Origin of the sequence: Xylanibacter ruminicola (genome assembly GCF_900107775.1) — a bacterium.
Classification (GTDB): Bacteria; Bacteroidota; Bacteroidia; order Bacteroidales; family Bacteroidaceae; genus Prevotella; species Prevotella ruminicola_C.
The window spans coordinates 525,887-548,672 of record NZ_FNRF01000003.1 but is presented as its reverse complement, the minus strand read 5'-3'; the positions used below and the strand labels follow the sequence as shown (position 1 = coordinate 548,672).

General features: G+C 49.8%; 9 protein-coding genes. 4 read left to right on the top strand and 5 right to left on the bottom strand.

The features are described 5' to 3' along the window. Positions 1–3,297: a SusC/RagA family TonB-linked outer membrane protein gene (locus tag BLU97_RS09770; RefSeq protein ID WP_074761376.1), complete on the bottom strand. Its 3,297-nt coding sequence runs from the start codon at positions 3,295–3,297 to the stop codon at positions 1–3. Positions 3,298–3,445: 148 nt separating this feature from the next. Continuing rightward, entirely contained in the window at positions 3,446–5,404 is a 1,959-nt protein-coding gene (locus tag BLU97_RS09765; protein WP_074761375.1) for a rhamnogalacturonan lyase, read from the bottom strand. Between the two features lie 146 nt (positions 5,405–5,550). On the opposite strand from BLU97_RS09765, the gene BLU97_RS09760 reads away from it, so the two are divergent. Then, the gene (locus BLU97_RS09760) at positions 5,551–9,762 is read left to right on the top strand and encodes a hybrid sensor histidine kinase/response regulator transcription factor (protein WP_074761374.1); all 4,212 of its coding nucleotides are present in this window, start codon (positions 5,551–5,553) and stop codon (positions 9,760–9,762) included. Positions 9,763–9,891: 129 nt separating this feature from the next. On the opposite strand, the gene BLU97_RS09755 is transcribed toward BLU97_RS09760, so the two are convergent. From BLU97_RS09755 to BLU97_RS09745, 3 genes are all read right to left on the bottom strand, one after another. Next, entirely contained in the window at positions 9,892–11,958 is a 2,067-nt protein-coding gene (locus BLU97_RS09755; protein ID WP_074761373.1) for a RagB/SusD family nutrient uptake outer membrane protein, read from the bottom strand. Positions 11,959–11,973: 15 nt separating this feature from the next. After that, the gene (locus BLU97_RS09750; protein WP_074761372.1) at positions 11,974–15,102 is read right to left on the bottom strand and encodes a SusC/RagA family TonB-linked outer membrane protein; all 3,129 of its coding nucleotides are present in this window, start codon (positions 15,100–15,102) and stop codon (positions 11,974–11,976) included. 129 nt (positions 15,103–15,231) lie between these two features. Continuing rightward, positions 15,232–16,410 carry a rhamnogalacturonan acetylesterase gene (locus BLU97_RS09745; protein ID WP_074761371.1) on the bottom strand — a complete coding sequence of 393 codons (1,179 nt, stop codon included), beginning with the start codon at positions 16,408–16,410 and terminating at the stop codon, positions 15,232–15,234. A 176-nt stretch (positions 16,411–16,586) separates the two neighbouring features. Here BLU97_RS09745 and BLU97_RS09740 point away from each other — a divergent pair, with 176 nt between their 5' ends. From BLU97_RS09740 to BLU97_RS09730, 3 genes are read left to right on the top strand one after another with little or no spacing between them, the layout of a single operon-like run. Further along, positions 16,587–18,983 (top strand): glycoside hydrolase family 2 TIM barrel-domain containing protein, encoded by a 2,397-nt coding sequence (locus BLU97_RS09740; protein ID WP_074761370.1) that lies wholly within the window; start codon positions 16,587–16,589, stop codon positions 18,981–18,983. A 7-nt stretch (positions 18,984–18,990) separates the two neighbouring features. Next, on the top strand, positions 18,991–20,154 hold the full coding sequence (locus BLU97_RS09735) for a glycoside hydrolase family 105 protein (RefSeq protein ID WP_074761369.1): 1,164 nt from the start codon (positions 18,991–18,993) through the stop codon (positions 20,152–20,154). Further along, positions 20,154–22,571 carry a glycosyl hydrolase gene (locus tag BLU97_RS09730; protein WP_074761368.1) on the top strand — a complete coding sequence of 806 codons (2,418 nt, stop codon included), beginning with the start codon at positions 20,154–20,156 and terminating at the stop codon, positions 22,569–22,571. Before BLU97_RS09735 ends, BLU97_RS09730 begins: the two co-directional genes overlap by 1 nt. The last annotated feature ends 215 nt before the right edge of the window (positions 22,572–22,786 follow it).

Sequence of the window (22,786 nt, the reverse complement as noted above, 5' to 3'; positions counted from 1 at the left end):
TTAGAATGATACGTTAAGACCGAATGCAAATGTCTTCTGCAAAGGATAGCCGTTGTTCTGATCAACTGAGTTCGACATCAGCTCAGGATCGAACTGGTGAGGCATCTTGGTGATAGTAAACAGGTTCTCGGCCGAAACAAATACACGCAGGTTGCTGATGCCCCAAGGCTGAGTAATCTGGCGTGGCAGGGTGTAACCCAGCTGCAGGTTCTTCAGGCGAACATAAGCACCATTCATCAGGTAGCGTGTCTGGGCCTGCTCGTTCTTGTCGCTGAACTGTACGCGGGGCAACCAGGCATCCTGGTTAGCCTGCTGGTAACCGTTCTGTACCGACCAGGTGTTGGCATCGCGATAGTAGTCCTGAACGTCGGTGATACCTACGCTCCACCACTCCCATGAGTTGGTGGTACCGAACAGATACTCCAGACCGCCGCCCCATGAGCCGCCAATCCACCAGTCGCGCTTCATCACGCCCTGGAAGAAGGCGCTGATATCAAAGCCCTTGTAAGCTGCATTCAGGTTCAAACCAACCAGGTAGCGAGGTGTTGAGTTACCAATCACCTTCAGGTCGCCGTGGTCGGCCAGTGTCTGAGCGCCGCGCGAAATCTTGTTATCGCCGTTCAGGTCGCGGTACATGATGTCACCAGCAGCCCAGTTGCTGCCCAGTGAGCTCTGATCGGCTGTTGCCAGGTGAGCGTTCATCTCCTCGTCGCTCTTAGCGATACCGATGGTCTCGAAGCCCCAGATCTCGTTCATGTAACGACCCTCGATGTAGTTGTTGATCGAACCGGTGGGGTTGTTAGGATAACGGGTAATCTTGGTGCGGGCATCAGAGATGTTGAAGGTAACACCGTAAGAAAGACCGTTCTTGAGCACGTCGCGCCAGCTGATCTGCAACTCCCAACCAGCAGTGCGCAAGTCGGTATTGTTGGTCACGGGCACACCAGTACCCAGGATGGCAGGCAGCTCAGGAGCGTTACCAACCATATCCTTGGTGTTACGGATATAGTAATCGAAAGTACCAGTCAGTCGGTTGTTGAAAGCACCGAAGTCGAGACCCAGGTCGTAGCTCTCCACCTTCTCCCATGTCAGCAGGGCCGAAACCAGTCCAGGAGCGCTGGTGGTGTTAGGCTTAGCGCCATTCTGCAACCATGAACCAGCCACCGAGTTGTAGGCGATGGTCTGATAGGTCTGATACCAGTTGTTGATGTTCTGGTTACCCAGCGAACCATAAGAAGCACGCAGCTTCAGGGTGTTGACAGTACCGGCCAGATTCTCCCAGAACTTCTCGCGGGCGATGTTCCAACCCAGTGATACTGAGGGGAATAGCTTCCACATCTTGTCGCTACGGAAACGTGAGGTACCATCGTAACGCAGGTTAGCCTCGAACAGGTACTTCTCGTCGTAGTTGTAGTTCACACGACCGAAGAAACCGGCTGTCTGCCACTGGTTGCGCGAACCGTTCACATCAGGAACGATAGCCTGGCCCGAGTAGCTCAGACCGTTGGTCAGGTCAACCTCCGACTTGGTAGGATCCAGGATACCGTTGCGCTGCAGGCCGAACTGAGTGCGCTTGAGCTGCTCGGTCTGGAAACCGCCCATCACGTGGAAGTTGTGCTTCTCGGCCAGCGACCAAGTGTATTCGGTGTAGGCCTGGAAGTTCAGGTAGTTATCCTTATACTCATCCTCGTGAACATTCGAGTTCTGGTTGTAGATGATAGCCTCGCCAGCCACGTTGTGGTTGTAGGTGCGCTGGCTATCCCAGTGGCGGATGGCATTATCTATTTTGTAGTTGAAATCGATATGGGTAATCCAGTTCTTGATAGGCTCGATCACGAAACCAAGTTGGTGGTTGAGCACGTCGCGCTCCTTACGATCCACACCACCTGTTGCCAAACCCAGAGCTGGTGATGGTGATGAGTACAGATAGCCGTTGCGATCGTAGAGAGGCAGCATAGGCCAACCCTGACGGGCCATATCGTTATACAGGCTGCTGGTAAGGGCAGCTGGACGATGATAGTTGGTGCGGGCAAAACGCATGTTGTAGTTCATGCGAATCCACTTGGCCAGCTCGATGTTCATCTTGGCGGTACCGTTGTAGCGCTTGTAACCATCGCTACCCATATTCATGAAACCGCCCTGGTCCAGATAACCGATTGAGGCATAGAAGTTAAGCTTTTCGGAACCACCGTTCACGCTGGCATTGTGCTCCTGCGAGAAGGCTGAGTTGCGGTAAACCACGTCGTACCAATCCACATCGTCGATACCGTAACCGTAACCGTCGTCCCAGGTCACACCGTTCTGCGAACCGATAGCGTAAACCAGCTTGCCATCGGCTGTGCGACGGGTGCCAGGACCTACTGGGGTGGCATCGTGATACTCCTTGATGGCTGCCATGCGCTCGGCATCGAAGAATACCGACTGACCCTGATTGGTCTTGGCATCGTTCAACCACGAAGCATAGTCAACCGAGTTCATCATGTGCTTGCCACGAATCAGGTTGCTGAAACGGAAACTGTTGTTATAGTTCACCTTCACCTTGCTGTCCTTGCCACCGTTCTTAGTGGTAATCAGGATCACACCGAAAGGTGCACGGCTACCATAGATTGATGATGCAGCAGCATCCTTCAGAACCGAGATGCTCTGGATATCCTGTGGGTTGATGGTGTTCAGGTCGCCCTCCATACCGTCGATCAGGATCAGAGGCGAACCGCTTGAACCCTCACCGATAGTGGCGGTACCACGAACGTTGATGCTGGGTGATGCATCGAGCGAACCGCTGGTTGATGCAATCTGCAGTCCAGGAACAACACCCTGCAAGGCCTGAGCGGCATTTGCTACGGGGCGCTGAGCCAGCTCGTCGCCATCAACAACAGAAACGGCACCCGTCAGATTCACCTTCTTCTGAGTACCGAAACCTACTACTACCACCTCCTGGAGAGCCTTTGAATCCTCCAAAAGGGTTACCTTTACATGCTGACCAGCGACCTTGATAACCTGAGTCTTGTAGCCGATGTAGCTAATCTCGAGTTCATCACCACGCTGGGCATCGATGGTAAAGTTACCATCATAATCGCTAATGGCGCCTTTCTGGCTACCCTTAACTTTGATGGTGGCACCAATAATGGCTTCGCCAGTCTGGTCAACCACAACACCATTAACACTTGAAGTTTGCTGAATACCAGTCACTCCACCATACGCCATCACATAGTTTACAGGCGCACCAGCTAAGAGCAACGCAGCCAAGGCCGATGTTAAACACACGCGCCTTGTTGACAATTGATTCATCTTGTACATTTTAATTTTTTGATGAGTTAGTTAATTATTATTGTTAGTAAACACTCTTTCCAAAATCTTTTCAGGGCACAAAATTAAGTAATTTTTCCGATTTAATGCAAAATTACACCAGAAAAATTACTCAAATTGTTATAATATGTAAAAAAGCCTATTTCAAAAATGGCTGTACCGTCTCATCGGGACCGAGATAGAATCCGGGCTCCGATGGTTGGTTGTAGCCCACGTTCTGGGCTGCGGTTGAAAGGCGGTATGGGATGTCCTCCATCAGGCAGTTGATACGATAGGCTGTTGGGATGGGCGACACAAAGATGCGCAACTCGCTGCTGTCGGGAGTGCGGGCTATCACCTCCTCGCGCCAATCGCCTAAGATATCGGCCGACAGACAAGGGTTGGATTTGGTCCCGTTATTGAATACTACTCCATGGAACTTAGTTACATCCTTAATGGTATGGTTCTTCCAATCGTACTTACTCACGGTTTCGTGGTCGAGCAGTTCGCGCAGCAGATCGCCATCCCACCAGATACCAAAGTTAACCGACAGGTGGCGGCCACCCAGCTTCAGGTGCTGCCTGTGCTGCGGGTCATCAGGGTCTTCGGCTGTGTAAAGCACCTCGCCCTTCATGTTACGGATGCCATGACTATCGGTGCTCCACATCTCCAAGCCAGGATTGGTGGGGTCGATATCAGCCGCCATGCAGCGCCCCACATCGTTGGTTGATGGTATCTTGAATATCACCTCGCCAGTACGGGCATTGCGGAAATCGCTGCCATCGCGACGGTTCTCGTGACAGTCCCACACATGCAGTTCGGCACTCTTCGGGTCGAAAGCCATCAGGTGAAGCGCATCACCATGCCCCATACCGGTATTATACAGGCCACGACCATCGTGATCTACCGCCATCGAGCCGTAGGTTATCTCATCGCAGCCGTCGCCATCCACATCAGCCACACGCAGGTTATGGTTGCCCTGCCCCGCATAGCTATGCAGCGGTTTGCCATCCTTGCCAACACCCTTGCTGTTGGTATCGAAGACCCAGTGCTGTTTCAGTTCGCGACCGTCCCAATCCCAGGCAGCCAGCACGGTACGGGTGTAATAGCCGCGACAGAAGATGGCCGAGGCATGCTTACCATCCAGATAGCCCACAGCAGCCAGCATACGGTCGGAGCGGTTGGCATAGTTATCGCCCCAGTCGCTCAGGTTACCACGTGCAGGCACATAGGGTTTGGTATCCAAAGCCTTACCCGTTAAGCCATCAAACACGGTGATGTATTCGTTGCCGGTTAATATACGCCCTGTTTTAGGGCGCCCCTGCTTATTATACTTAACCCACTCGCCTTCGGGCTTGGGATTCTCGGCATTGGCAGGCGCATGGTGGCGGTAGTCGGCATTGGCATCGCCTATCACGCGCCCTACTCCATCGCGGGTACCATCGCTGGTACGTACCATCAGCTCGGCACGCCCGTCGCCATCCAAATCATAGAATATAAAAGGTGTATAGTGGGCGCCACTACGGATGTTGATACCCAAGTCGATACGCCACAGCAGTGTACCGTCCAATCGGTAGCAGTCCAACAACGTGGGTCCGGTATAGCCATCATGGGCATTATCGTGGGCATTAGTAGGGTCCCACTTCAGCAGTATCTCGTATTGTCCGTCGCCATCCACATCGCCCACACTGGCATCGTTGGCCGTATAGCCGAACGTACGTCCGTCGGGAGTTACGCCATCGGCAGGTTTCTGCAGTTTGATGGGCAGATAACCTTCGGGGGCATTGGCACGCAACTGGTAGCTGCCGTTCTTGCCGCCACCACGCACCTCGTAGGTAGCATCGGCAGTCAACGGCGCCTCATCAACAAAAAAGGTACCACCTTGGCACAAGGGCTTAGAATTCAGCTTTTGTCCGTTGCGGTACACATCAAAGGGCTGACCAACGGCATCGCTGGTAAGCGTGCGCCAGCTAACCATCACCCGATTGCCACTACGGATGGCTACCACGCCACGATCCAGCTGTTCGCGGTTGATATGCTGCATGTCATAACGCGGCTGGGCCTGCAGCATGGTGGCGCCCAACAGCATGAGTACGGTTGTTAGTGTATTCCTTTTCATCGTTAAATCATGTTTTTGTTGCAAATTTACGCCTTATTTATAATATGCGCTCGACTTTTTATACAAAAATCTGTAGAATTGTTCGTTTTACGTGCTTATTTCTCGGAAATAATAGCTACTTTTGCACCAAATAACAACTAACATCAATGAACTTGAAACGAAACCTCATACTGTGCCTGCTCGGCATCAGCACCATGCTGTCGGCACAAAACAAGATTCTAACCAACAGCCGCCATATCAGTTCGGCCGATGGACTGCCCAGCAATCAGATATTCGACATGACGCAGGATGCCGACGGCTACATCTGGATGGCCGCAGCCAACGGCTTGTGCCGATACGATGGATACCACTTCTACAACATCTACAACCTGGGGCCCGAGAGCGACCCTATCCATGGTGTGGTGGGTTACGTGTTCCCCGACGACGATAAGCGCCACCTGTGGATGCGCACCAGTACCTACGTGTATTGCTGTTACGACCTGCGCGCAGGTTGTTTTATCGACTTTACCAACAAAGGCGACCATGCCCGCACCTATCGCCGATTTATACGTGGCAAGCAGGGTGTGGTGTGGATGTTCGACGATGAGAGCGGTGTGCGCCGCGTAAAGGGCAATACCGACGGACCCGTGAGCTGTACCGACTATACCAAGGCTAACGGCGGACTGCCCATCAACCACGTGAACGATGCCTTCGAAGACTCGCAGGCACGGCTCTGGGCCATGACCTCATCTGGCATCACCATCATCGATGCCAAAGGCAAGGCACGCACCATTGCCAAGGGCATATTCTTCCGCCGCGGCATACAGATTGGCAAGCAGATGCTGGCACTCACCAACACCGGACTGGTTTACACCTTCGATGGGCAGGGTCGCGAATTGCGACGCATACCCATCGCTGCCGACGTGAACAATATCAATATGGTTTCCGCCAGTTTCCAGTGGCACGGCTGCTGGATGATTATGACCAACAACCAGACGATTATGGTGAACCCCAAACTGGGCACGGCGGCTGCCACCGAAAAATATCACGTGCGCGGAGGGGCACTGATGGAAGGACTGACCAACGACGACAACTACTTTGTGAGCAACAGCACCGGCATACTCTACGTATTTCCTGCCCAGGGCGACATGCGCGTGCTGAACCTGATGCAGGGCGTGAAATCAACCGTTGAGCGTTTCCGTCGTTATAATATCAAGAAAGGTGCCGACGGACAGTACTACATTGCCAGCTATGGTAACGGCCTGTTTGTGTACGACATCCAAAACGACCGCCTGCAGCACTATTCAGCCACTTCGCCATGGGCCATTGTGGGCAACAGCTATCTGAACAACATCCTCATCGACCGTAGCGGCTGCATCTGGCTGAGCGAGGAATCTACAGGACTCACCTGTATCCTACCTCCCGACAAGACCAATGCCGACTATTTCTACCCACAACCCAACCGCAAAGGCGACTGGAGTAACTTTGTACGTATGGTAAGCTACACGGGCGGCAACCGCGTGCTGCTGAGCACCCGCGACAACATGCTGTACGAGCTGAACCCCACCTCGTGGCAAAGCGCCACAGCCACCACGCTGCCTGCTGCCGTTTACGCTTATTACAAGGACAGTCGTGGCCACCAGTGGATGGGCACTCGCGGTGGCGGATTGTATATCGACGGCAAGCCTATCGAATTCCCATCCAGTCAGATCTATGATATTACCGAAGACCCATTAGGTCGATTGTGGATTGCCACCTGGGGTGACGGACTGTTTGTGGTGCGCCTGGAGGCCGACGGACTGCTGAACATCACGCATCTGATGAAGCGCTCGTACAACGAGAGTCTGATTCGTATCATCCGTGCCGACAACCGCCACCACTACTGGCTGGCCACCAACAACGGCGTGTATCATATCGACATGCTGAAGAAAACGCTGACCGACGATGATTTCATCAGTCATAACATCCAGCATGGCGACTTCCCCTTCGACGAAATCTCGTGTCTGATGCCCGACTCGGCTGGTAACATCTGGGTAGGCGGTCGTGGCGGTGGCTTGCAGAAGTGCCGCTACCAGGATGGCAAGTTCAGCATCCAGCAGGGATATACCACCCACGATGGACTGATTACCAACAATATTCTGAGCGTAACCTCCGACCGTCAAGGCAACGTGTGGGCAGGTACCGACAACGGCATTACCTGTATCCGCAAGGATGGCAAGGTAAACTCATACCAGTTCGGACATACGCTCGAGAGTAATATCTACAGCGAGAACAGTACTGCTATGCTGCCCGATGGACGACTGCTGTTTGGTACAGCCTACGGTATGATGATTCTGGAACCAGAGCGACTGAATGCCGACACACCCGAGAAGGCTGGTCGACCCATCATCACCATGGTGAGCATTAATGGTGTGGCACGTTACCTTACTACCAGCGACCGCCGATTGGTACTGAATCACGACCAGAACTCTATCGAATTAGGTTTCTCTAACCTCGACTATGCCGGCATAGCCTCAACCCAGTACCGCTATTACATGGAGGGGCTTGAGCACGACTGGCGACAGCTTACCAGCGATAACAGCGCCCGCTACAACGGACTGCCACCAGGCACCTACCAGTTCCACCTGAGTTCGCTGAACAAGAACAACCAGTGGAGCGAGGAGTATGTGTTTACAGTGATTATCCGTCAGCCTTGGTACAACACATGGTGGGCATGGCTCATCTACCTATTTATAATTGGCGTGTTGTGCTGGTATTTCTACCGCTTTTGGCGCCGCAACTTCGAGCTCGACCAGCAGATACGTGTAGAGAAGGAGCTCACCACCTTCCGACTGAACTTCTTTACCCATATCGCCCACGAGTTCCGTACACCATTGGCCATCATCAGTGGTGCCGCCGACAAGCTCACCCAGAAGGGTAACGATGCACAGGTGTCGCGTTCGGCTGTGCAGACGGTGCGCCGAGGCACACTACGACTTACCAAGCTGGTTAACCAGCTGATGGAGTTCCGACGTATCAACACAGGTAACCAGCGTTTGGCTGTGGTTGAGGACGATATCATCAAACTGGCCCGTACCACCTGCGACGAGTTCCGCGAGGTGGCCGCCCGCAAGGATCAACAGCTCACCTTTACCCCATTCGCCCATCAGCATCGATTGACGTTCGACCCACACTTGATCGAGACCATTCTCTACAACCTACTCTCGAACGCTATCAAATACACTCCACAGGGCGGCAGCATCAGTCTGAAAGCAAAACTTTCCGACGATCAGCAGCAACTGCAACTGATTGTGGAGGATAGCGGTCCTGGCATCAGCGAGCTGCAGATACCACAGCTTTACCAGCCCTTTATGCACGGCTACGTATCGCAGGGTGGCATGGGTATCGGATTGTACACCGCCTATCAGTCGGCCTTGCTCCACAAGGGACGTTTAGCCTACGAGCGCATTGCTGCCGAGGGTGGCTCGCGTTTCATCGTTACCATCCCCGCCACTGCCGATGTATATAGTGCCGACGACTATGCCGGCAGTACCGCTGTGAACACCCAGTACGAGCCCGAGCCTACGCCCGATCATATCCGCGAACTGGCTCCTGTGGCCTTTAACGAGAACTATACCGTGGCTATCATCGAGGACGATCCCGACATGCTCGACCAGATTCGCGAGAGTGTGGGCCGCTATTTCCGTACCATCAGCTATACCGAGGGACAGAAGGCGCTGAGCGATATCGGCGAGCAGCAGCCAAGTCTGATTCTGTGCGATGTGATGCTGCCCGATGTAAACGGCTTTGAGATTGTGCGCCAGCTGCGTGCCAACGAGGCTACACGCAACACACCGATGATTATGCTTACCTCGCTGGATGGCGACGACCAGCTGCTGCGTGGATACAAGGCCGGCGCCGACGACTATATGGTAAAGCCCTGCAACTTTGAACTGCTGGTACTGCGCATTACCCAATTAATAAAGTGGTACAGCCGTCTCCAGCCAACAGATGAAAATCTAAAGCTCAATGCTCAAAGCTCAAAGATCAATGCCCCCATCATCACCGACGAGGCCGACCAGCGTTTCCGCGAAAAGATGGAGACCATCGTGGCCCAGCGCTTAGGTGATGCCGACTTTAATGTGGATACCCTCGCCTCGCTCTTAAAAATGGGACGCACCAAGTTCTATGGTAAGATGAAGGAGTTTACAGGCATGTCACCCAACAGCTATCTGCAGAACGAGCGATTGAAGCGTGCCGCCGAACTGCTTATCGAGGGCGATCTGAACGTCACCGAAGTAAGCTACAAAGTAGGTTTCCAATCACCTACCTATTTCTACAAGTGCTTCAAAGAAAAGTACGGTGTTCCACCCAGCAAATTCGGTAAGGGCGAAAAGTAGCTTTTCGCAAAGAATAAGAAACCGCCCCGATGAGTCGCTACTCATGGGGCGGTTTTCAAAAAACAACTAACCTTAATTAATCTGCTAACATTTAATATGTATGAACCAAATTATGTCTAGTTGGTAGAATTAATAACCAGGGTTCTGCATAGCCTGTTTCTGTTCAGCAGTCAGACTGCTACCATCCTCATTTGTAATATCGTTGAGGAACGACTGAGGAATAGGACGATAGTAATGCTTAGCAGGATCAAAATTACCAATACCCTGACCAGCGCCATCGTTGAAGGCATGCCAACGAGCATCAAGTGTACGTGTGCGAACCAGATCCTCATAACGATGTCCCTCACCAATCAGCTCGCGACTGCGCTCATCAAGCAGGAAGCACATCATCTTCTGAGCATTGGTAGTGCAATTCAAAGCCTTGTAAATACGCTGTTCGTTAGGCATATTATAAACATCGGCAACACTATTCAAGTGCATAACAGACTTGGTCTCAGCTGTTGTAACTGCAATATTGTTAGACTCGTAGTAGGTGTTAGCATCGGTATAGATGGCACCATCGAGGTTAGCAACACCTGTTCCGAGAGGATTGTTCAAATAAGCCTGACCACCATCAGGGCTCTTAGAGCGATCCTCACCTGCGGCGTAACCAGCACGGTCGCGCAGCATGTTCAGATAGGTAATAGCATTACCATACTCACTCTCACCCTTGCGGATATATGCTTCAGCAACCATCAGCACATCCTCTGCAGATCGGGCAGTGATAGCATCACGGCAACCAAACTGAGAGTTGTAACCATTACGTGAGCCATCACGATACTTTGACAGGGCTACACTGCGGTTGTGAGGATACAGAGTGTAATAGTTACCAGTACGCTCTTCCTTCTTCACATTCCAATTGAACGACTCATTGGCATAGTAACGAATAAATGTGTGAGTATTCTCAAGCTTACCATCCTTCAGCACAGCTAGATCGCTACGACCAGTACCAGCATCTGTAAAGCGGGTATCCTCAGGATTGTTAACGATATACTTAATACCAATCTCACCACCCTTGAAACGAGTATCGCCAGCAACAGCACCCTCTGGGAAGTAAGCTGCGTCAGAAGCATCCCACTTAGGAGCTGCACTACCCTTGTTACATCCGTAGCAGGTAATGAATGACTTCCAGAAACGAGAGTCGTTTACACGATCAAATACCTCCATCGCATACTCAGTAGCACTTACATAACAGAACTCACGACCACCAGAGATATCACGTACACAACCTGAGAGATTCTGATAAACCGAAGGATAGCAAAGGCTCATTTGGTTTCCGAAACGGCCCCAAGAATCTGAGTTATCAGAGAACTGGGCAGCCAGCACAACCTCGCTAACGCTCTCGTTAGCGTCATTAGGTTTGGTGTAGTTCCATAAATCGAGGAAGTTTCCACACAAAGGATGAGCAGCAATAACCTCCTTACCATACTTAATAACAGCATCCAGGTCGGCAGCCTTATAACTGCTATTCCAATTGTCACAACCCTCAGAAGCACGGAAGAGGTGAGCCTTTGCCAGGAAATGGGCAGCAGCACTCTTCAGAATACGACCTGTCTGGTTGCTGCTTGTAGGCAGCAGATTGTATGCCTGCTCGAAATCGCTAATAATCTGCTTGTAACAATCCTCTTCTGAAGCACGGGTGAAGTAAGTCTCAACACCTACTGATGGCGACAACTTAATGGGCACACCACCAAAGAGCTTAACCAACTCGAAGTAACCATAGGCACGAAGGAAATAACCTTCGCCCAAACGGGTATTATAGTTGGCGTTGCTTTTGTTATAATACACAGGAACATTCTGGATAATAATGTTTGACTGCTCAATCAGGCCATAGTAGGTATTCCATACAGTTGCCAAATCTCCCTGTGAAGAGTTCAAAGCTGAGCTGTAGTGATTGTAGTCAGCCATATCGTTATTACCACCAGTAAACTCGTCGATTCCCATGTGCCACATCTTGTAGGCCCACTGATACTCATAGCGGAACTTCAGTGTCTGATAAGCACCTGTCACGAGCGCATCGATACCTTCCTGAGTCTTAAAATACTCTGTATCATGCTTGGTTATTTGGTTTTCGTCAAGGAAATCCTCCTTACACGACGACATTCCCACTGTTCCGGCAACAAGAAGTGCCGCGATATATACTTTATTGAGTTTCATATCTCTATCTAATTTTTAGAATCCAACATTAAGACCAACAACCCAGCTACGGATGGTAGTTGTAGTACCAAAGTTGCGAGTATTGTTATCGTAGTTCATCATATCAGTATCAAGCCACTTGCACTTTGAATAGATAGTGAATGGGTTCATGGCCTGTACATATACCTTCAGAGAGTTGATGCCCAGAGGCTTAAGCTGCTTCTTGGTGAAGTTATAACCTAAAGAGATGTTACGCATCTTGATGTAAGAACCATCCTGATAGTTCATAGAGGAGGCATAGCGATCCTGTGCCTGACCATTGGTACCAGGGCCATAATAGAGGGCATCCTCATTCTCGCCTGCGATCCAGTAATCGAGGCTACGCATAGCGTAGCGACCATCGAGGTTAGCAGAGCCAGCAGGAACGGTGAACTTCCAACGAGAGAAGATGAAGAACGAGAGCTCGAACTCCTTATATGTAAATGTATTGCGCCATCCAGCTGACCAGCGAGGACGAACCTTACCCACAATAGCACGGTCGTTGTTATCATCCAGTTTACCGTCATCGTTCAGATCCTTTACACGAATCTGACCAGGCTTGCAACCATACTTGGCAGCCTCTGTAGCCTCAGAGGTCTTCCAGATGCCATCGTAAACATAATCGTAGTAAACACCAATCTCTTCACCAACAAACCATCTACGGTTGATGTTCTCAGTAACACCATTATTCAGTTTCTCAATCTTGTTGCGATCGAGCGACCAAGAAAGAACGGTATTCCACTCAAAGTCCTTAGTCTTAATTGGCAGTGCATTAATCTGCAAGTCGATACCCCAACCTGAAGTCTCACCCACATTAGCCATTGTTGTTGTATAACCATTGAGTGATGGAATAGTGGTTGACATCAGCAGGTCCTTGGTATAAGTAGTATATACATCCAGAGAACCACCAATACGGCCGTTCAGGAAACTATAATCGATACCGTAGTTCCACTGTGAAGTCTTCTCCCAACCCAGTTCCTGGTTAGCCATCATGTTAGGACTCTTAGCATTTGGATCAGAAGGTACATAACCTACCTCAGTAGTCTTACCCCAGGTGTATGTCAGATCTTGAATAGCGCCCTTTGTAGCATAGGCTGAGATAGCAGCATTACCTGATACACCCCAACCCAAACGGAGTTTTAACTGATCAATCCATGTGATATTTCTCATAAACTTCTCCTGCTCCATGCGCCAACCCAAAGAAATTGAAGGGAAGCTGGCCCACTTGTGACCCTTAGAAAGCTGAGAAGCACCATCCCAACGCATAGAAGCCGTGAGCAGGTAGCGATCCATAAGCGAATAGTTCAAACGTGCCATGTATGAAGTCATCGAAGTCTCAGTCAGGCCTGTAGAATAATCAGTAGGATCATTATTAGAGTGAGCGTTATACCACAACTCTTCGGCTGTAGCCACATTAGCACGAATATTACCGCTCTCATAGTGGAAATCAGAAGCCGACTGCAACAGTGTGATACCAACATTATGGATATCTGCAAAAGTTCTATTATAGTTTACAATGTTATCCAAAGTCCAAGCTACACGCTGATATGGATTATATACAATCTGGTTACGACCAGCACCGTTGATACCCTCTGCTGCATTGGCAGTACCAGCACGATAATACTGGAGCTCAGGACCAAACTGAATGCGATATGAAAGTCCCTCAAGCTGATTCCATATCTGACCAAAATTAATCTGACCATAAGCACTACCGTTGATACGGAAGTTCTTACGCTGGTTCTTGGTATAGTTCAACTCATCGATGGGGTTCTGAATGTTTACATCACCAGTAGGATACTCAATGAAGTTGCCATCAGCATCATAAGGAACTGACCAAGGCAGCATACCACGTAGTGCATTGTAGTAGTCACCAGCACCAGTTGTAGATTTGGTGAAACTATAACCATACTCCTGAGTGCCATAAGAGGCATTCATGGTCACACCCATAGTGAAATAAGGAAGCACCTTACCCTCGAAAGAGGTATTAAAAGTGAAACGCTGGTAGCTCTGACCAGGCATAACGCCCCTCTCGTTCAAGTAACCGAAAGAACCATAGCCACTGAACTTATCTGTACCACCCGATGCACTCAATGTGTGTTCGTGAGCAATACCAGTACGTTTACCTGCACTTTCCCAATCGTATGAACCAACTTTTGAATAATCAAATGTGGTGTGATCGGCACTCCAACCCTTTTCGATGTTTGCCCAAGAAGCAGGAACATTACCATAAATCTTATAGTCAAGATCGTAGTTAGGTGTACCATCACCATATGCACCCTGATTATAGTAAGCATAACGAGAATACTTCAACCACTCTGCAGCACTCATCATCTCTGCAACATTACTGAGTTTAGAGAAAGTAACGGTGCCTGAGTAGTTTAAAGTAACCTTACCCTGCTTACCCTTTTTGGTTGTAACAAGTACAACGCCGTTAGCACCACGGCTACCATAGATAGCGGTTGAAGAAGCATCCTTCAAAACCTCAATACTTTCGATGTCGGCAGGGTTAATATTCTCAATACCACCTGTTTGGATAGTCATACCATCAACAACGTAAAGTGGACCATTACTAGCATCGATAGAACGCTGACCACGAACGGTTATAGAACCTACTTCACCAGGACGCTGGCTATTGGTAATATCCACACCGGCAGCTTTACCCTGCATAGCCTGCAATGCATTGCTTACAGGCATGTTTGTCAATTCCTTGGCATCCATGTGTGCAAGCGCACCTGTTACATCGCTCTTACGCTGAACACCATAACCTACTACTACCACTTCGTCGAGCAACTGCTTATCCTCCTCGAGGGTAATCTTAATGTCGCTCTTACCACCAAGGGCAATAGTTTGTGAACGATAACCTACATAACTAATAACGAGGTTACCTTTTGCGGGAGCGTTAGCAACAGTGAACTTACCGTCAAAATCGGTAACGGTACCATTACTGGTTCCCTTAACAACGACACTTGCGCCGATGATGGGCTCGCCCTGTACATCGACGACAGTACCGGTTACTTTGTTCTGAGCGAATGCGCCAATAGCAAACACTGCGAACAGAACCGTAAACATCAACCTCTGGAGCATGCCCCAGCTGTTGTTCAGACTTGATTTACCAATGTCCTTCATACTGTGTTAATTTTTTGAATTTATAGTTTTGAAAAAAATTTGGTTTTGCTGCAAAAGTAGGTGTTTTTTCCTATTTTATATATTACAAAATCGTTCATTTACTATGATTATCGTACAAACCGTTCATTTTTAATTGCCATCTGGCTTAGTAAGATTGGCATTTCCCGAAGGATACCATACAAAGGCATCGGGATCATCAGGCTGATTGGGATTATAATCCTGCCAATCCGTACGCAAGTACTTTACCAATGGCGAGTGCATCTGCTTCAGTCCCATCACAATACACTTAGCTACCTGCCAGGCGCCATAAGGATTAAAATGAGTGTTATCGGCCAACGCTTCGGGCTGATTGGCAAAGGTATTAGCTGGATAATGTACCAGTGCCTTCTTCGAGTCCTCGTATCCTAAGGTTTCATACAGTATGGTAGTCATACCGTTCAGTTCAATCACAGGCACGTTCTCTCTACGAGCCACTGTACGCATAGCCTCGGGATAATCGCCATGAGTGTTACGCAACGTTTTCTGGTCGGCCTCAAAGAATCTGCGGGCTGTAGGTGTAACAAAGATGATGTTACCACCTTTGGCACGTACGCGATCCACAAATATCTTCAGATTACGCGTATAGCTGTACCAGGCACCATCGCCTGCTTTCTTCTCCTTCTCATCGTTATGACCGAACTCACAAATCACATAGTCGTCCTTTCGCATTTGGGTAAGAATCTTATCCAAACGCAGTTGTGCCAAGAAAGTAGTAGCCGAGAGTCCGCTTTCGGCATAGTTGGCTATCACTACCCTATCGTCGAACCAACGTGTAATCATCTGTCCCCACGAAGCCCAAGGCTCCTGCTCCTGATCCACCACCGTACTGTTGCCACACAGAAATACCGTAGTGGCAGTTGTATCTGGCGAAATAATAATGCGCTGAACGGCTGGAGCCGGACCGCAGAACTGCAGGTTCAGGGCATCGTCCCAGTTCTTGTAAGTCAGTTCACGAGGTTTCAGCTTCACGCTGGTAGTTGCATCAATCTTAGGCTCGTGCTTGTTTACCACAAAACTTAAGGTTTGATATTTACCTTTCTTGGTACTGATAACATCGGTATAATGGCGACGGCTCTCAGCACGTACCACCGTTTGGGCTGCACGTTTCTTTGAACCGAGCGTTACGGTAACACGATAATTACCATCGGGTACTCGGACCGAGAAATTGATAGGATTGACACTCTCCTTATATAATAAGGTGTCGATGGTCTGCGCTTTGACACACAGACTGGCAGCTATGGCCACTGTTAGAATGATTAGTCTTTTCATCAGAGTTATTAATTAGTATGGTGCAAAAGTACTGCCTTTATCACTACCATACGACCGATTATTGTCCGTAAACTATCAAACTTGTACAAAATTGCTAATTTCAGAACGAACGTATATGTATCATCACCGCATATTTACCTACTTTTGCAGCAGAAAACTAAAAACGTACGAAAGAGATGAATACAAATCGTATCACCGCATTGGTTTTACCGCTATGCATGGCAACGAGCATGTGGGCACAACCCAGAACAGTACAATCGCTGAACCTGGGTTGGGAGTTTGCACGCGACTCGTTGTTTACCAACGCACACCAGGTTGACGTACCCCACGACTTTCAGATAGAACAGCCATGGGTAGCTCCGAGTGCCGACGAACGTGGCGACAATACCGATGTGGCTGCCAACATAAAAAGCCGCCTGTCGGCCCGAGGCTTTAAGGAGATGGGTGCAGGCTGGTACAAGAAAAATGTAAGAATTGAAGAGTGTAAAAATTTAAAAATTGAAGATTTAAAGAATAATCGCCGCCTGCTGCTCGACTTCGAAGGCATTATGTACGTAGGCGATGTATGGTTGAACGGCGTGCATATTGGTGGCACCGATTATGGCTATGTGGGTTTTGAGATCGACGTAACCAAACTATGGCACTATGGCGAGGACAATGAGATTATCGTCAAGGCACATACCATGACCGAAAAGAACTCACGCTGGTACACTGGTGGTGGTTTGTTCCGTAACGTATCACTCATCGATATGCCTGCGGATTTGTATTTCGAGCGCCATCCGCTCTACATCACTACACGTGATAATAAGTATGTAAATGTAACAGCCGATTTTACAAATCGCACTAAGAATCGTCAAACAGTTATGAAGGTAAGTATTTACGACCCTCAGGGAAGACTGGTAACTGAACAGACGGCTAAGCGTGGAGGCAATCCACAAACACGTACACTCACGATACAGGCACCCGAGATAGAGATTCCAAATGCTCAGCTTTGGGACACAGAACACCCCGCCTTATATAAAGCGGTGTGCCAGTTACTGTATGCTGATGGCACCGTGGCAGATGAGGTAAGCGAACAGTTCGGTATCCGCACCATCGAGTATGGCCCCGACTTCGGTCTGAAACTCAACGGTAAGAAAGTGCTACTCAAAGGCTATGCCAACCACCACACCTTAGGTGCCTTAGGTGCAGCCGCCTACCCGCGCGCTATCGAGAAGCGCATACTGTTGATGAAGCAATTCGGTATCAACCACATACGTACCTCGCATAACCCCTATAGTCGCGATTTCATCCGTCTGTGCGATAAATACGGCATACTGGTTGTTGATGAGCTGTACGACAAGTGGACCCAGCAGCATACCGGCGGACGCGTGCCGTTTATGAACCACTGGGCACAGGATGTGACAGAGTGGGTGAAACGCGACCGCAACTCACCATCGGTAATCCTGTGGAGCTTAGGCAACGAGCTGCAGCAAGACCCCAACCTGCCGTTTAACGACTTTGGTGTTACATGCTACCAGATGATGCGTCCCGTAGTGAACCGCTACGACTCTACTCGCAAGGTTACCGTAGCCATGCACCCACGTTACCGCAACTGGGAGACCGACTCGCTGCCCTGCGATCTGGCTATGCACACTGATATACAGGCTTATAATTATAGGTATATGTATTTCCCTGGCGATGGTCGCCGTTTCCCTTGGATGACTTTCTACCAAAGCGAGGCAAGCATCAACAAGATGGGGCCAAACTGGTTTGAGATGGATCTGAACAAGGTAATAGGTTTGGCCTACTGGGGTGCTATCGATTACTTAGGCGAAAGTCAGGGCTGGCCAGCCAAAGGTTGGGCACAAGGTGTGTTCGATATCGCGTTAGAGCCCAAGCCCAAAGCTTACTTTATGAAGAGTTATCTTACAGATACCCCCATGGTGCATATCGCCATTATCGAAGATACTGATGCAGGCATAGAGTGGAACGGCATACAGACTGGTAACGATATCCAATCAGAAAACTGGAACCGCATCGCTGGCACAAAAGTAAATCTGTTTACTTACACCAATGGCGATGAGGTAGAACTGCTACTGAATGGCAAAAGCCTTGGTAAGCAGGCCAACTCTACCGATGCCGAAAAGCGCAACCGCATTTTGTGGAAAGCCATCCCCTATCAGGCTGGCAAGTTAGAAGCAGTAGCCTACAAAAATGATAAGGTGATAGCCCGTCATGCTATCGAAACCACAGGTAAGGCAGTCAAACTTCAGGCTATACTCGACAACACTAACTGGAAGGCTGATGGCGAGGATCTGCAGCATGTGCGCATCATCGCCGTAGATAGCAAAGGTCGCCGTGTACCCGATGCCAACAACGAACTGAAATTCGATGTTGAAGGTGATGCACGCATTGTGGCTGTAACCAATGGCGATATTGAGAGCGACGAACTGAACGTAACCAATCACCGTCGTCTATGGCATGGTTCGGCTATGGTTATCCTGCGTGCAGGCAGCCAGCCATCAAAGGTAACACTAAAGACAACATCCGACAACTTTAAAACCGTTGTCAGCAAGTTTGAAACTAAATAAACTACATATGAAGAAATCTATTATCGCACTCGTAGCACTTGTGGGACTCACAACCACAGCTACCGCACAGAACAATGTGTTAGAATCAGCACAGAAAACAAACAACTACTTCATGATGAAGTATAGTGACCCTACCCTTCCCACCAACGTGAAGAAGGTGCGCCCCTCGTCGCTTTGGACACGTGCCGTATACTACGAGGGACTGATGGCCCTGAATGCCATCGACCCAAAGCAGCGTTACATCGATTACGCCATGACCTGGGCCGACTTCCACAAATGGACGCCACGTAACGGCGTGAACACCCTCGATGCCGATGACCAGTGCTGCGGACAGACCTACGTGGAACTGGCAGCCTTGAAAGGTGGCGACCAGAAAGCACTCTTAGCTAATGTCATAGCAAATCTGGATCACCAGATGGTTACCCCAAACTCAAAGAAGCAAACCTCTACGCCCAAGGCCAAGACCAACGTGAACTCGTTGTACGGTTGGTGGACCTGGATTGACGCCATACAGATGGCTATGCCACTCTACATGCAGATTGCAAACGTTACTGGCGAACAGAAATACCGCGACCACGCCATGCAGATGTACCGCTGGACCCGTAACGAGTGTGGTGGTGGACTCTTCAATACCAAGGAAGGCTTGTGGTGGCGCGATGCCGACTACGTACCACCTTACAAGGAGAAGGATGGTAAGGACTGCTACTGGAGCCGTGGTAACGGTTGGGTGTATGCCGCCATCGTACGCTGCATGAACCAGCTGAGTCCTAAGAGTAAGGAGTATAAGGAACTGAAGAAGGATTTCCTGCTGATGAGTAAGGGCTTGCTCAGCTGTCAGCACGAAGATGGTTTCTGGCATGCCAGCTTGGTAAGTGATGCCGATTACCCCACACCCGAGATGACAGGTACCGCCCTATTCCTCTACGGTATAGCATGGGGCATTCAGCAGGGTTTGCTCAAAGCCAAGACCTATCGCCCAGCATGCGACAAAGCATGGCAGGCACTCGCATCATGCGTTCACAACGATGGTTTCTTAGGATGGAACCAAGGCACAGGAAAAGAGCCCTCAGCCGGTCAGCCTGTTACCTTCGACAGCGTACCCGACTTTGAGGACTATGGCACGGGCTGTTTCCTGCTTGGAGCTTCTGAGTATTACAAACTTACCAGATAATGAGGAAATTCTTAACCATAATATGTGCGGCGTGCTGCTATGCCTCGGCAACCTTTGCCCAGGCATGGCCACAGCCCAAACCAGAAGCTAAACCCGGCACCCGTTGGTGGTGGCTGGGTTCTGCTGTTAATCAGCGCGACCTGCAGTGGAACCTCCAGGAGTATGCCCGTGCAGGCATCGGCGCTGTGGAGATAACGCCTATCTATGGCGTAAAGGGTAACGATGCCAACAACATCGCTTACCTATCGCCCCAATGGATGCAGGCCCTGCAAACTGTTCAAGACATCGCACGTCCGTTAGGCATCGAGGTGGATATGAACTGCGGTACCGGCTGGCCCTTTGGCGGTCCGCACATCTCGTTAGATCAGGCTGCTTGTCGGGCTATTTTTAAGGATACCATTATTAATGGCAAACACCAGTATGAGGTTGAGATTGGACGCACCAAGCAGAAGGTAAAACGTGCCGCTCCTGGTGGCGAAGGCTGGGTGGTGGATCATTTCGACCGTAACGCTGTAGCACACTACCTGGATCGTTTTGAGCAGGCATTTGCCACATCGGGCGTACCCTACCCTCACACATTCTTTAACGACAGCTATGAGGTGTACAAGGCCGATTGGACACCCACCCTGTTTGATGAGTTCCAGAAGCGTCGTGGCTACGACCTGCGTACCAAACTGCCCGAACTGTTAGGCAAGGTAGATGATGGCAACCAGACGTTGGCCGACTATCGCGAAACACTCAGTGACATGCTGCTCGAGAACTTTACTCAGCAGTGGGTGTCATGGGCACACAAGCATGGCGTAAAAGTGCGCAATCAGGCTCACGGTTCACCTGCCAACCTGCTCGACCTTTATGCCGCTGTAGATATTCCAGAGATTGAAGGGTTCGGGCTTTCAGAGTTCGGCATCAAGGGCTTGCGTACCGATTCAGGCAAAACCCGTAAGAACGATAGCGATGTGTCGATGCTCAAGTATGCATCGTCGGCTGCTCATGTCATGGGCAAACCCTTCACATCCAGCGAGACGTTTACCTGGCTCACCGAGCATTTCCGTACCTCGCTCTCACAAATGAAGCCCGATCTCGACCTGATGTTCACCTGTGGTGTAAACCATGTGTACTTCCATGGTTCGTGCTATACCCCGCAGAACGATACCTGGCCAGGATGGAAGTTCTATGCATCGGTAGACATGAGTCCTACCAACTCTATCTGGCGCGATGCCCCATATCTGATGAAGTATATTGAGCGATGCCAGAGTTTCCTGCAGTTGGGAGAGCCTGATAACGATTTCCTGGTATATCTGCCCGTACGCGATATGTGGCATCAGCGCGATAACAACAACACGCTGCTCATGCAGTTCGATATCCACTCGATGGCGAAGAAAGCGCCTCAGTTTATCCGCAGTATCCTGACCATCGACAGCTTAGGTTACGATTGCGATTACATCAGCGACCGTCAGTTGGCAAAGGTACGCGTTCAGAATGGTATGCTTGTTACCGAGGGTGGCACCCGCTATAAGGCGCTTATCATCCCCAGCGGCACCACCATCGATACCTCGCTGCAAGCACAGATAAACCGCTTGAACACCTACGTGATTCGTGGCGAACAGGCTGCCGATATGGCCAAGTTTGCCAAAGCCGAACAGATGAAGACCACCTACGGTCTTCGCACCATCCGCCGCCACACAGCTGATGGCTGGCACTACTTCATCGTAAACCTCACACCCAAGGATATTACAGGCGATGTAAACCTGGCTGTGCCTTTCGAGAGTGCTACCTGGTTCAACCCCATGAACGGCGACATTCTGCCTGTCGAAGTACATAACGGACAGCTGCACATCGCCCTCAAATCAGGCGAGAGCCGCATCCTACAGACGTCAAATCAACCTTCAACAAATATTACTACAACTGCATCCGGGACCGAGGAGATAACCCTCCGAGGTCCATGGATGCTTTCGTTCACCGACGAAAGTCCGCGTGTTGAAGGCACGTTCAAACTAAACAAACTCCAGACATGGGAGACACTGAGTGACAGCGCTGCCGTCACCATGGGCACAGGCATCTACACCACAACCTTCAAGCTCACTGCCCAACAAGCCAAGCAGCACTGGCAGATAGATTTGGGCGATGTACGCGAGAGTGCCCGTGTGTATATCAACAATCGATTTGTGGGTTGCGCCTGGGCCGTGCCATTCATTCTGGATTGCGGCAACACCCTGCACAAGGGCAAGAACGAGATACGTATCGAGGTTACCAACCTGCCTGCCAACCGCATTGCCGAGCTTGACAGAAAAGGCGTACAGTGGCGCAAATTCAACGAGATTAACGTGGTGGATATCAACTATAAGAACACCACCTACGCCGATTGGAAACCCGTTCCAAGTGGACTCAATTCGAACGTAAAACTAATCAAGAGATAAATAAAGTTTTTATCTCTTCAGACACTTACCCCTCCTCATATCACGAGGAGGGGATAAGGCTTTTAAGCGAAAACGTTTACGTGGGAATTTACGTAAAAAGCAAACTAAAAATTAGTATTTTTACAAAATTTTATCTATATTTGCACCAATTTAAGACTAATCTCTGGAATTTGAATAACTTACTATTATAATTAATAACTTAAACATCAAAGTAT